We start from the raw sequence: 12,652 nt of genomic DNA, 5'->3' as shown, positions 1-12,652 counted from the left end.
GGCTCAGGTTGGGCGATGCGCGGCATCGAGGTGGTCGAAATGATCGAGGATCAGCGACAGCGTCGTCCACAGCACGCGTTCGTTGTCCGTCTGCAGCGTGGGGGCGGCCAGGCCGAGCTTATCGGCCAACGCGTGCGTGCGGTCGCGATCGAGCAGCGCCGCGAGGTCCATCGCCGGGGCGAGCCGTCCGCGCTTGGGGCCGTGCACGAGACGGTCCGGCAGGTTCAGGCGCGCGCCGAGATCGCGCAGGCATTGCTTGTCCGGATCGGGCGCGATGCTCGTCAGATGCGCGACGACTGTATCGTCGACGAACGGCGGATGCAGATCGACCGACGCCGCATCGAACAACGCATGGCACAGCGGCAGATAGTTGGCCGACTGGTCGCGGCGCAGCACCTGGTCCGCGCCGTCGCCGGTAATGGCCACCTCGACGCCGTCCGCGGCCATCGCCTCGGCGAGCAGCAGCTTCGCGACCGGATGCAGGTTGAACATCGGCTCCTCGACCGCATGGGTCGTTCTCGGCAGCGCCGCGACGAAATCGGCCTCGTTCGCGCGCACGATCTTCACGTTCGCCTGCATCTGCTCAGCCAGTTCGAGTGCGGCATCGCGTTCGCAATAGTCCGGCATGTCGGTCACGAGGATGTAGGACGTCACGAGCCGCTGCGCGCCGAGTTCGCGCAGCAACGCGAGCAGCAGCGCCGAATCGAGCCCGCCGCTCAGCGCCAGCGCGACGCGCTTGCCGCTGTAGAGTGCACGCTGCAGCGATGCGCGCAGCACGGTTTCAAGATCCGCGTGCTGTGGCTGCCCGGGTGCCGGCTGCACGGTCAGCCCTTCCGTCGAACGGGCCAGCGCATGGCCGGGCGGCACCGCGCGCACGTCGCGCAACACGGTGCGGCCCACCAGCCGCTCGCCGCTCAGGTAGCCCGCGATGGCCGCCGCGTCCGGCTCGCCGGCCGGCAGCCCCGCTGCGCGCAGGACGGCCCCGATGCCGGACGCCGTCGTGCCGCTGCGCGGATGGTAGTGAAGCCGGTCGAAGCCGAACAGGTCGCGCGTGCCGACGATCATGGATAACGGGCCTTTAAGGAGTCCACTACAATGCGTTTGAGGATGCGATGCGGCGCCACCGGCGCGCTGCCGCCCTGGCAATGCAGGCACGCTTCGAGCGGAGCCTCGCGTTGCAGATAGGCGAGCATCGCGTCGAGCATGCCGGCGTCGTCGCGCAGCGGCAGGCCGTCCGATTGAAAATCCTTCTCGCCCTTGTAGAGCGTATGGAAGTGCGCCGGACGCGTGCACGTGTAGAACATGCCGTCGCGAATCATATGGCAGCGCTCGCGGATCCAGCAATCCTGATAAAGGCGCTGCGCTTCATCGCGATCGGTGCCGGGCTGCGCTCGGTTCATCGTCGTGAACACGTCCTGCACCTTCCAGTTCAGGCGCACGTCGAAGCGCGCGGCCTGGCGCTCGATGTGCGCGGCCAGGTCGGGCGACAGCGCCGGTTTCGGATAGCGCGAGATCGTCAGTGCATCCACCGCCTGCCAGAACGCGTCCGTCATCTCACCGAGCTTCAGGCCGTTCGTCGTGACGGAAATCACGGGCGCGATGCCCGTGGCGCGCACGCACCGGACAAGTTCGACGAGCGCCGGATGCAGCAGCGGCTCGCCGCCGACCAGCTTGAACATGCGCGGACGCAGCACCTTCGCCGCCTTGCGCAGATCGGCCTCGAGCGATTCGGGGCTCGCATACCACTCGGGCAGCAGCGGCGACAGCGAGCAGCATTCCGCGCAGGTCAGGTTGCAGTGATCGACGATGTGCGCTTCCAGCGAGCGCGTCAGCACGCGCCCGTCTTCGACGCGGTAATCGCGATCCAGCGGCGGCGGAAACACATGCTGCCGCTCGGCCCGCGGCGTCGGATTCGAAGTCCGGTTCAGATTCGCATTCACTTCAGCGTCCTGCTTCCACACAACGGGAAAAGAAATCGACCAGACGGTCGCGCGCATCCACCATCGCGGATGCCATCGTCACCGCGCCGTTCAGATGCGATCCAAACCGCGACGGGTCGTCGAGCCAGCCTTGCACGATCCAGAGCTTGAGCGCGTGCTGCAGGCACGCTGCATCCACCGCCCATGCAATGCGCGCGGGATCTATCGGCCGGGTCAGCCGGTATGCCTGCACGAACGCTTCCGCCAGATGCGGTGCCTCCAGCGGCAGATGGTTCAGGCAACGCACCAGTTCGTATTCGCGCGGTGCGCCGATCGACGCTTCCCAGTCGAGGATGAGCGGCGGCAGCGTGCCCGTGAACAGATAGTTGAACTGGTTGTAGTCGTTGTGGATCGGGTGCTGCGGATCGGCGGCGGGAAACGCGTCGATGCTGCCCGGATAGTAGCGGTCGAGCATGCGCAGCGCGAGATCGACGTAGCGGCGCAGGTTCTCGGCGCCGTCGTTCGAGCGGGCGCGATCCAGCGCGTCGAGCAGGCTGCGGCGCACCGCGTCCGCGTCGATCGCGGTCAGCCGTGTGCGGATCGTGTCGAGCTGCGGCAGATGAAGCTGTTCGAGGCTCGTGTGCAACGCTCCCAGACTCGCGCCGAGCGCATCCCATTCGGCCGGTGAAAACGTGTCGTAGGTTCTGAACTGCCCGGCTTCCCAGCGCGTCAGCATCGCGTGGGAGTTTGTCCCCGCCCACAGCGGTTCGCCGGCTGCCGTGCGTTTCAACGCCTGCACATGGAAACGTGCATCGCCGTGCGTCTCGAAGTGCGCGAGCACGGCGGCCTCCTTGGCCGCACGCGCATGATGCCCTGGCGCGTAGAGCTTGACCGCTACGCCGCCGTCATCGGTCGGCAGGTGCCACACGCGTTCGCCGACCTGGCGCGGCTGCCCGATTCGGCCCAGCGCATAGGCCTCGCGGATCTCGTCGAAGGTTGCGGCGAGCGAGTCCATTCAGATGTGCTCGGCCGGCCCGTATCGATACGGATGGCCGCTCAGGAACGTGTTGTGCCCGACGTAGCGCACCTTGTACATCGCCGGGCGGAACAGCACCGAAGGATCGTTGTTCGCGATGCCGAGCAGCGGATACAGGTCCTGCCGCACGAAGAACGCGTTGTTGCCCATGTCGTCGCAGCAGACGAGTTCATAGCCCTTCTGCCGGCCGAGATGGACGAGCGATTCGAGGCTCGCACCGTAATACGTCGAGCCGTCCCATTCGTGGCCCGGGTTGAAGCACATCACCCAACGCTCGGGCGGCGTGTAGTACGGGTTGTATTCGATCACGACAATGCGAGGCTGGAATGCCTGCAGGCCGCGCCACACCCAGTAGTCGTTGCCGTCGATGTCGATCGACAGCAGGTCGAAGTCGGTTGGCGTGTTCGCATCGGCGAGCAACGTGTCGATCGTGTCGGGCTGAACGCGGTCGTGGTGCAAGCGGACGCGGTCCGCGCCGGCGTAGTGGGTGGCCAGCTTGCCGAAACGGTACGCGCTGCCTTCAACAAGCACGCCGGACCAATCCTGTTCGCGCAGCAGCCGCGCGGTATTGCTGTTGCGCAGGCCGTCGCTTGCGCCGATATCGACGCAGAAGCGGTTGGTCGGTGCGATCCGCTCCATCAGGCGCGACAGGATGCCTTCCTCGGTGCCCTGCGCATACAGGCTTTGCGCAAGGCCGGACAGGTCGAGCGGGAGAGGATGGTCCTGCATCGAGGGGGCGGCTCCGGGTCGGAATTGAGGGTGGTATTCGGAGCGTAATTTACCCGAAGTCGATGGACCGAAGGAAACCGGAATGCGCGACGCTGCTGCACTTTGCCTGCGTGGAAATGAAAAAGCCCGCATCGACAATACTGTCGATGCGGGCCCGATGCGCTTCTGGCGGCTTTGCTCTATGCACCCCGGCTTCGTACTGTCTGGCCGCAACACATGAACGGAAGCGTCAGGACAATTACTCCTGCCCCTGACTCGTCAGGAACTCCTCGTAATTGCCACCGAAGTCGAACAGGTTGCCGTCCGTCTTCACTTCAATAATCCGGTTCGCCAGCCCGCTCACGAACTCACGGTCGTGCGACACGAAAATCAGCGTGCCTTCGAACTGCTCGAGCGCGATCTGCAGCGACTCGATCGACTCCATGTCCATGTGGTTGGTCGGCTCGTCCATCAGCAGCACGTTGTGGCGGCCGAGCATCAGCTTGCCCCAGATCATGCGGCCCTTCTCGCCGCCCGACAGCACCTTCACCGACTTCTTGATGTCGTCCGACGAGAACAGCAGGCGGCCCAGCGTGCCGCGCACCATCGTTTCGTCGTCGCCGTCCTTGCGGTACTGGTCGATCCAGTCCATCAGCGTGATGTCGTTCGGGAACTCTTCGTACGTGTCCTGCGGCATGTAGCCGACATTCGCGTTCTCGGACCACTTCACCGTGCCGTGCTCGAGCGCGAGTGCGCCGAGCAGCGAACGCAGCAGCGTCGTCTTGCCCGCGCCGTTCTCGCCGATGATCGCGATCCGCTCGCCCGGCTGCACCGACAGGTTGAAGTTCTGGAAGATCGTGCGCTCGTACTTCTTCGTGATGTCTTCAGCCACCACCGCGACGTTGTGCAGCTTCTTCTCGAACTCGAAACGGATGAACGGGTTCTGGCGCGACGACGGCTTGAATTCCTCGATCTTGATCTTGTCGATCTGCTTCGCGCGGCTGGTCGCCTGACGGGCCTTCGACTTGTTCGCCGAGAAGCGGCGCACGAAGTCCTGCAGTTCGGCGACGCGCTCCTTCGCCCGCGTGTTCGCCGCGGCCTGGCGCTCGCGCGCCTGTGCCGATGCGAGCATGTAGTCGTCGTAGTTGCCCGGCCAGACCTTCAGCGTGCCGAAGTCCATGTCGGCCATGTGCGTGCACACCGCGTTCAGGAAGTGACGATCGTGCGAAATGATGATCATCGTCGAGTTGTACTCGTTGAGCGTGTGCTCGAGCCAACGAATCGAGTTGATGTCGAGGTTGTTGGTCGGTTCGTCGAGCAGCAGCACGTCCGGCTTCGAGAACAGCGCCTGCGCGAGCAGCACGCGCAGTTTCCAGCCCGGCGCGACGTCGCTCATCGTGCCGGTGTGGAATTTCTCTTCGATACCGATGCCGAGCAGCAGCGCGCCCGCGCGCGCCTCGGCGTCGTAGCCGCCGTATTCGGCGAACTTGCCTTCGAGTTCGGCGGCGTGCATGTAGTCGTCGTCGGTGGCTTCCGGGTTCGCGTAGATCGCGTCACGCTCGGTCATCGCGGCCCACATTTCGGTGTGGCCCATCATGACGACGTCGAGCACGCGCACGTCTTCGTATGCGAACTGGTCCTGGCGCAGCTTGCCGAGACGCACGTTCGGCTCCAGCGCGACGTTGCCGGCGCTCGACTCGAGGTCGCCGCCGAGGATCTTCATGAACGTCGACTTCCCGCAGCCGTTCGCGCCGATCAGACCATAGCGGTTGCCCTCGCCGAATTTGACCGAGATGTTCTCGAACAAGGGCTTCGGCCCGAATTGCATCGTGATGTTGGCAGTAGAAAGCACGGCAGGTCCCGTTAAAGGATAAATCGACGGAAAACCGTGTATTTTAGCAGGTGTCGGAGAAACTGCCGACCACGCCGTTCCGGCAGCGCGTTTCAGGCCCCCTGGCCCGCCGCCCGGCGGCCTGCCAACACGACGGCACGCGCCCCACCGCCGCCTTACCGGAATCCCGCATGCTTGCCAGCCAGCTTCGCGAACAACTCGTCGGCGCATGGCGCCTCGTGTCCTACGAAGTCCGCCCGCGCGACGGCAGCGCGGTCGCCTATCCGCTCGGTCGCGACGTGCGCGGCTGGCTTCTCTATACGCGGGACGGCTACATGTCCGCCCAGTTGATGGCCGCCGGCCGGCCGCCCTACGCGATCGGCGATCCGCACCACGGCGCCGACGACGAGTGCGCGGCGGCCGCGCGCGGCTATATCGCCTATTCGGGCCCCTTTCAGGTCGCCGACGACGGCACACTGACTCACGAAATGGACGTCAGCCTGTTCCCGAACTGGGTCGGGAACGTCCAGCAGCGGATCGCCGTGATCGACGGCGATCGCCTGCAGCTCGGCCCCGCGGCACCGGTCCGGATCGACGGCCGGGAGGTCGACGTCTTGCTGCTCTGGGTGCGCGCGGGCCGCTGACGCCCGTTACTTGCCGACCTTCGCCGCCGCCCGCTGCGCTGCCTTCGCATTCATCTGACCGAACAGCTCCGAGCACGGCACGTCGCGGTTGTTGCTCGGCGCGATCAGCGGAATCAAGGCCGCGAACGGGTTGATCAGCCCGAGGCCGATCATTGCGCCGGCGCGCAGCGCGAGCGCGCCCGCATCGACGCCGACGTCCGGGTTCTTGAACGTGCCCTTCGCATACAGCGGCGAGCGCAGCGAGAAGATCCGGAAACCCTTCGTGTGCGGGTGGATCTTCAGGTTCAGCGTTTCGTCGCGCAGGCTGATCGGGCCGTCGACGTTGATCAGCGCGTCGTCCGTATCGAGCGCGAACACCTTCGGGTCGAGAATGCCGTTGGTCGCGACGAAGTCGATCGCCGCGCAGTTGATCTTCACGTCGTTGTTGCCGAACAGCTTCTCGTAGACGACGTTCGCGACGTTCAGCCCCGCCGCTTCCATCAGCAGGCGGCTGATGCGACCGTCCGTCACGAGTGCCTTCACTTCGCCGTTCGACGTCGCTGCCAGCGCGGCCGGCGAGTTGCCGGTCGCCGACAGCGACGCATCGCCGTTGATCTCGCCGAGCGCCGACTGCATGACCTTCTGCGCCGGGAACAGCTGCTTCAGCTTCAGGTGCCGCGCGGCCACCGTGAAGCGGCCCTTCAGCGGCGCACTGCTGCCGTCGAGATGCGCGGTCGTTGCGAGCGTGCCGCCCGCGACGCCGAACTGCAGCGGCTCGAGCGACAGCACGCCGTCCGTCATCACGATGTGCGTGTACAGGTTGGTGATCGGCAGGTCCGAACTCTTGACCAGCTTGCGGCCCGTGAACTTGACGTCAGCGTCCAGTGCGCGCCAGCGGTCGGTGCGGAACGTCTCGACCGGCAGCACGCGGCTCGACGGCTGTTTCGTCGTGTCGCCGCGCTTGGCCTTGCTCGCGGCCGTATCCGCGCCGATCACCGGCGCGAGATCGGAGAACTGCAGCAGGTTCGACACGAGCTCGCCCGACAGCTTCGGCCGCGGCTCGCGTTGCTCGTAGGCGAGCGTGCCGCCGAGATCGCTGCCGCCGACGCGGCCATTGAAGTTCTCGTAGCGGAACGTGCTGGCCTTGCGCTTGAAGTTACCGATCAACCGGCCTTCGGTCGCGTAAGGCGGCGTATCGGGCAGCGTGATGCCGCTGAGCTGATAGAGATGCGACATCGACGTGCCCTGCAGCCACAGCCGCAGGTCGATGGCCGCGAGATGCATCGGATCGGTCAGCGTGCCGACGATCGCGAGCCGCGTGTCGCCGGCCTTCACGTCGGCCTGCAGCGGGAACGGGCGCGACGCGTCCTGGATCGCGAGCACGCCGCCCAGCTTGCCGGTACCGCTGATCGGCACGTTCTTGTAGCGGCCGTCGACCTTCAGCCCGAACGCGTAGGTCGGGCCCGACGGCTTCGCGGGTGCCGCGACGCTGCTTGCACCGCTTGCACCAGACGCGGCAGCAGCAGCCGATGCCGACGAGGTGGACAAAGAAGACGAAGCCGACACCACCGCAGACGCGGCCGAAGCACCCGTGGCCGACGCCGCACTCGCAGCCTGCGCGGCGGAAGCGCTCGACGCGGCCTCCGCGTTGGCCTTCGCGCTCAGTTGCGCGGCGCCGTGCTTGCCGACCCGCTGCGCCGATGCCGCGCGCGACGTCTGCTCCTGCTCCTTCAGCACGTCGCCGAGCGGAATCGGCTGCCCGAGCGTGTCGATCGCGACGCTCAGGTCGGCCTTCGTGATCGCGTCGCGATACGTGACGGTGCCCTTCGCGAAGCCGAAGCTGTCGAGCCGCACTTTCCACGGCGACGGTTGCGACGATTGCTTGAACTGGAAGGTCCACGTGTTGCGGCCATCGGCAAGCCGCTCGAGGTCGACGGCCGGATTCACGACGTCGATCGACGGAATCACGATTTCATGCGCGAGCAACGGCAGGATCGCGAGATCGAAGTGCGCGGCATCGAGCGTGACGAACTTGGGCGTCTTTGCCCAGTCGGGGTTGCCGATCTCGAGCTGCGTAGCCGTGAAGCTCGGCCAGGGCACCCACGCGCGCCAGCCGGTTTCGCCGTCGGGGCGGCGCCAGCCGACCTTCAGGTCGCCGTTGATCGCGAACGGGCGGCCGAGTGCGGCTGTGACCTGCTCGTTGACCCACGGCTTCGCGCGGTTCCAGTCGAAGATAAAGAGAAAGACGCCGGCCGCCGCGATGAGCACCGCGACGATACCGACGATCCATGCAGCCGATTTGCCGATGGCTCGGGTTAGCGTCATGGCGGTTCCGTTGTTGTTCTGAAATGATGCCGCACCATGCCGGGCCGCTTGCGTGGACGAACGGCGCACGACACCCGCGGCTTTTCAATCGGTATTATGACGCACGCCATGGTGACGTTTTGGCGCCATTAACGCTTTTTTTCATTTGTGACATGACAGCCCCCACCGGCCTCATCGATGCAGAGCGCATCACGCGGCGCGATGCCAGCAGCGGCAAGACCCTGCTCGCCCCGACCGATTTCAGCCTCGCAGCGGGATCGCGCATTGCTATCACCGGGCCGTCCGGGTCGGGCAAGAGCGTGCTGCTGCGCGCGCTTGCGCTGCTCGATCCGCTCGACGGCGGCCACATCCTGTGGCGCGGCGAACGGATCCGGCGCAATGCGATCCCGCGTTACCGGCGCAGCGTCGCCTATGTACGCCAGCGTCCCGCGCAGATGGACGGTACCGTCGAATCGCAGTTGCGCTATCCGTATTCGCTCGCGATCTATCGCGATGCGGCGTTCGATCGCGCGCGCGCCGAAGCGCTCGCCGCGCAGGCCGGCCGCGGCCCCGACTTTCTCGACAAGCGCGCGAGCGACCTGTCGGGCGGCGAAGCGCAGATCGCCGCGCTGCTGCGCGTGCTGCAGCTCGATCCCGACGTGCTGCTGCTCGACGAGCCGACGTCCGCGCTCGATCCCGAATCGGCGCGTGCGATCGAGGCGCTCGTCGGCGCATGGTTCGACGCGGCGCCCGACGCCCGCGCTTATATGTGGATCTCGCACGATCCGGCCCAGGCCGCACGAATCGGCACGATGCGGCTCGTGATGCAGGCCGGCGTGATGCACGTTGCCAACCCGACGGAGGCAACGCAATGAGCCCCGCACTGCAGGACCTGAGCCTCGTCGACGTCGGCATCGCCGCTGCGCTCGTCGCGGTCAACGGCGCGATCTCGATGGCCCTGTCGCTCGGCCTCGGCCGCAAGCTCGCGCTCGCGGCCGTGCGCACCGTCGTGCAGTTGCTCGCGATCGGCTACGTGCTCGGCTGGGTGTTCGGCCATCCGCACTGGTACGTCGTGCTGCCGCTCACCGCGCTGATGACGCTGATCGCCGGGTTCGCCGGCGCGGGGCGCGGCAAGCGCACGTATCGCGGCCAGCGCATCGACAGCATCGCATCGATCTGGTTCAGCAGCTGGTTCGTCGCAGCGGTCGGCCTGTTCGTCGTGATCCGTATCCATCCGTGGTACGCGCCGCAATACGCGATTCCGATCCTCGGGATGATTCTCGGCAATACGCTCACGGGCGTGTCGCTCGGTGTCGAGCGGATGATGGAAGAACTCACGGCGCGTCGCGATCGTGTCGAAACCGCACTCGCGCTCGGCGCGACGCGCTGGGAAGCCGCGCAGGACGCAGCACGCCAGGCCGTGCGCGCAGGCATGCTGCCGACGCTGAACCAGATGGCCGTCGTCGGCGTCGTGAGCCTGCCGGGGATGATGACGGGCCAGGTGCTGGCCGGCCAGTCGCCGCTGCAGGCCGTGCGCTACCAGATCGTGATCATGTTCCTGATCGCCGCGGCTTCGGCGCTCGGCACCGTCGGCGCAGTGCTGATGACCTATCGCCGGCTGTTCTCCGCCGATCATCGCTTTCTCGCAGCGCGGCTCGAAGAACGCGCGCACTGACACGCAGCGTCACCGCGCGATGCGTTCGCGCGGTTTGCCGGTCAGCGCGCGCTGCGGCGCTTGCCGATTGATTGCCTCAACGCGGCCGCGATGTCCGCGTCCGGCGCGAGCCCGTCGACCGATGCGACGAGCCGCACCGCGCGCGGCGTCGTCACGTAGGCCTGCGCGCCGACATAGCCGCCGCTGCCGGCCGAGCGCGTCGTCACGACGAGCGCCTGCGGCGCACGCGCGCCGAGGTCGGCAGTGAACGCATCGGTGACCGTCCCGTCACGCGCATGCAGCGCGCCCGTCACGTAGTCGTCGGTATCGAAGCCGGGTGCGGCATGCGCGGTCGAATACACGCGCACCGCGTAGCTGCCGGTCGAGCACGGTTCGAGCGCGCCGCTCGACACGACCGCCACCTGCTGCCGCGACGGCAGCTCGACCTTCTTCGCGAAACCGCAATCGTCCGCCGCGTGCGCGTGCACGGCGACGAACGCGATGGCATACAGCAACGCGCGCATTCGGCATTTCATCGGGATGTCGTGACAGGAAGGTGAGGATGCGGGCGAGCATAGCGCGACATTCGCATGACGTCACGCAGGTCGCCACGCGACGCTGTCGGACGTCAAACGACTGTCATGCCGTTGCAGCAACACGGTACCGCGCGGCAGGTAGCAGGAGAGCATCGTGACGGCGACACGAAACGGTCACGTGTCGCCGGGCCGGCCCGCAGGTCGAATCCGTTGCGCGCACACCGGCTCCGGCGCCGGCCCGCGCGCGCCGCTCAGCGCTTGATCGACACGGTCACTTTCGTGCCGTCGCTCATCGTGACGGACTTCGAACCGCCGTTGGTCGAGATCGATACCCACTTCACCTGGCTCACCGACACGACGTCCGGGCATTGCAGCGACTTGCCGCCGGCCGTCACGTTGCGCGTGCCCTTCGGCGCGGCCGCCTGGAAGCTCAACTGCACGTTGGCGATCCCCTTTGCGTCGATCGACGGCGCGAGCCGCACCTGGGTCTGGCGCACCATCGCGCCGTTCTCGTCGCGCGGCAGGCTGTCGGCGCTCGGGCAACCGTCCGGCATCGCGACCGCACCGCTCGGCGGCACCGACTTCCAGTTGAAGTCGTCCGTCTCGCCCGAGCGGATCTTGCGGGTCTCCTGCGTATTGCCGAAGGTCTTCGAATCGACCTTGACGGTGTATTCGAGCTGTCCGGTACCGCCGCCCTTCAGGCTGCCCTTGACCGGCGGCGCCGCGAATACGCTCGCGCTGACGCACGCCGCCGCGAACACGACCGACCACGATGCGGCGACTGACAAGCTGCGTTGGCTCATGCTGACCTCCTTGGTATGCGGCGGCACGCGCGTGCCGCGCGGTTTTCGATGCATGATGCGCTGCCAGTCTACCGCCAAGCGGCATGCAGTGCGCCGCAAACGCATCGGGTGTTACCCCGCTTGCGTTCGCAGCGCTGCAACCTTACGCGCGATGCCCGCTCAGAAGCCGCTCAGCACGAGCTTGCCGATCGAACGCCCGGCCTCGAGCATCTGGTGCGCACGCCGCACGTTCGCGGCATTGATCGTGCCGAGCTGCTCGCCGAGCGTCGTGCGCAGCGTGCCGCCATCGACGAGCCGCGCGACTTCGCCGAGGATCCGGTGCTGCTCGATCATGTCCGGCGTCTCGAACATCGCGCGCGTGAACATGAACTCCCAGTGAAACGCGGCACTCTTGGCCTTCAGCAGCTCGACCGGCACCGGCTTGTCGTTCTCGACGATCGTGCAAATGCCGCCCTGCGGCCGGATTACTTCCGCAGCGGCAGGAAAATGACGATCCGTATCGTTGAAAATCAGCACGTAGTCGACGTTCGGATGCCCGGCCTCGCGCAACTGTGCAGGCAGGTCGCCGAAATGGTCGACCACCGTGTCCGCGCCCAGCGAGCGCACCCAGTCGGCCGACGCCGGCCGCGACGCCGTCGCGATCACGTGCAGCTTGCCGAGCGCCTTCGCGAGCTGGATCGCGATCGAGCCCACACCGCCCGCGCCGCCGATGATCAGCACCGACTTGCCGGCGTCCGCGCCCTGCGGCGACACGTGCAGCCGGTCGAACAGCGCCTCCCATGCGGTCAGCGCGGTGAGCGGCAGTGCAGCCGCCGCGGCGAAATCGAGCGTGCGCGGCTTCAGCGCGGCGATCCGCTCGTCGACCGTATGGAATTCGCTGTTCGCCCCGGGCCGCGTGATGCTGCCCGCGTAGAACACTGCGTCGCCGGGCCGGAACAGCGTCACGTCGGCGCCGACCGCGACCACCGTGCCGGCCGCATCCCAGCCGAGCACGCGCGGTGTGTCCTCGACCTTCGGCTTCGGCACGCGCACCTTGGTGTCCACCGGGTTCACGGAAATCGCCTCGACCTTCACGAGCAGGTCGCGCGGGCCCGGCACGGGCTGCGGCAGCTCCACGTCGAGCAGCGCTTGCGGGTCGTCGATCGGCAAATAACGGGTCAGTCCAACGGCTTTCATCACGAAACTCCTTCAGGGAAACCTGGGGGCCGCGACGCAGCCCCATGAACGTCATCGTAGGC

At 66.7% G+C, this 12,652-nt stretch carries 13 protein-coding genes; 4 read left to right on the top strand and 9 right to left on the bottom strand.

Annotated elements, in window-relative coordinates; genetic code table 11:
* Positions 1-3 precede the first annotated feature (3 nt).
* The 4 genes from G3O06_RS25540 to G3O06_RS25525 are packed head-to-tail and all read right to left on the bottom strand — an operon-like array spanning position 4 to position 3,684.
* Positions 4-1,065, bottom strand: a complete 1,062-nt coding sequence (locus tag G3O06_RS25540; protein ID WP_205817882.1) for an asparagine synthase-related protein — start codon at positions 1,063-1,065, stop codon at positions 4-6.
* Positions 1,062-1,997: a 4Fe-4S cluster-binding domain-containing protein gene (locus G3O06_RS25535; protein ID WP_241020237.1), complete on the bottom strand. Its 936-nt coding sequence runs from the start codon at positions 1,995-1,997 to the stop codon at positions 1,062-1,064. Before G3O06_RS25535 ends, G3O06_RS25540 begins: the two co-directional genes overlap by 4 nt.
* Positions 1,942-2,934, bottom strand: coding sequence for a phosphotransferase (locus tag G3O06_RS25530; RefSeq protein WP_205817880.1), 993 nt, complete (start codon positions 2,932-2,934; stop codon positions 1,942-1,944). Before G3O06_RS25530 ends, G3O06_RS25535 begins: the two co-directional genes overlap by 56 nt.
* Entirely contained in the window at positions 2,935-3,684 is a 750-nt protein-coding gene (locus G3O06_RS25525; protein ID WP_205817879.1) for an FkbM family methyltransferase, read from the bottom strand. It abuts the gene before it with no gap.
* 82 nt (positions 3,685-3,766) lie between these two features.
* Here G3O06_RS25525 and G3O06_RS25520 point away from each other — a divergent pair, with 82 nt between their 5' ends.
* Positions 3,767-3,904, top strand: a complete 138-nt coding sequence (locus G3O06_RS25520) for a hypothetical protein (protein ID WP_205817878.1) — start codon at positions 3,767-3,769, stop codon at positions 3,902-3,904.
* A gap of 18 nt (positions 3,905-3,922) precedes the next feature.
* Here G3O06_RS25520 and G3O06_RS25515 read toward each other — a convergent pair whose 3' ends face one another.
* Positions 3,923-5,515, bottom strand: a complete 1,593-nt coding sequence (locus tag G3O06_RS25515) for an ABC-F family ATPase (RefSeq protein ID WP_174916957.1) — start codon at positions 5,513-5,515, stop codon at positions 3,923-3,925.
* 170 nt (positions 5,516-5,685) lie between these two features.
* Here G3O06_RS25515 and G3O06_RS25510 point away from each other — a divergent pair, with 170 nt between their 5' ends.
* Positions 5,686-6,138 carry a lipocalin-like domain-containing protein gene (locus G3O06_RS25510; protein WP_205817877.1) on the top strand — a complete coding sequence of 151 codons (453 nt, stop codon included), beginning with the start codon at positions 5,686-5,688 and terminating at the stop codon, positions 6,136-6,138.
* A gap of 6 nt (positions 6,139-6,144) precedes the next feature.
* Here G3O06_RS25510 and G3O06_RS25505 read toward each other — a convergent pair whose 3' ends face one another.
* Positions 6,145-8,442 carry an AsmA family protein gene (locus tag G3O06_RS25505; RefSeq protein ID WP_205817876.1) on the bottom strand — a complete coding sequence of 766 codons (2,298 nt, stop codon included), beginning with the start codon at positions 8,440-8,442 and terminating at the stop codon, positions 6,145-6,147.
* Between the two features lie 152 nt (positions 8,443-8,594).
* On the opposite strand from G3O06_RS25505, the gene G3O06_RS25500 reads away from it, so the two are divergent.
* On the top strand, positions 8,595-9,296 hold the full coding sequence (locus G3O06_RS25500; protein WP_205817875.1) for an ATP-binding cassette domain-containing protein: 702 nt from the start codon (positions 8,595-8,597) through the stop codon (positions 9,294-9,296).
* On the top strand, positions 9,293-10,096 hold the full coding sequence (gene fetB / locus G3O06_RS25495; RefSeq protein ID WP_174916961.1) for an iron export ABC transporter permease subunit FetB: 804 nt from the start codon (positions 9,293-9,295) through the stop codon (positions 10,094-10,096). Before G3O06_RS25500 ends, fetB begins: the two co-directional genes overlap by 4 nt.
* A 41-nt stretch (positions 10,097-10,137) precedes the next feature.
* Here fetB and G3O06_RS25490 read toward each other — a convergent pair whose 3' ends face one another.
* The 3 genes from G3O06_RS25490 to G3O06_RS25480 form a co-directional block, all read right to left on the bottom strand.
* A complete protein-coding gene (locus G3O06_RS25490) occupies positions 10,138-10,611 on the bottom strand; it encodes a PliI family lysozyme inhibitor of I-type lysozyme (RefSeq protein WP_205817874.1) in 474 nt (157 codons plus the stop codon).
* Between the two features lie 251 nt (positions 10,612-10,862).
* Positions 10,863-11,414, bottom strand: a complete 552-nt coding sequence (locus G3O06_RS25485; protein ID WP_174916963.1) for a DUF6013 family protein — start codon at positions 11,412-11,414, stop codon at positions 10,863-10,865.
* Between the two features lie 159 nt (positions 11,415-11,573).
* Positions 11,574-12,590, bottom strand: a complete 1,017-nt coding sequence (locus G3O06_RS25480; protein WP_205817873.1) for a zinc-binding alcohol dehydrogenase family protein — start codon at positions 12,588-12,590, stop codon at positions 11,574-11,576.
* Positions 12,591-12,652: the final 62 nt, after the last annotated feature.

The organism is Burkholderia sp. Ac-20345 (genome assembly GCF_017104825.1).
Taxonomy (GTDB): domain Bacteria; phylum Pseudomonadota; class Gammaproteobacteria; order Burkholderiales; family Burkholderiaceae; genus Burkholderia; species Burkholderia lata_B.
This window is presented reverse-complemented; position numbering and strand designations above follow the sequence as displayed.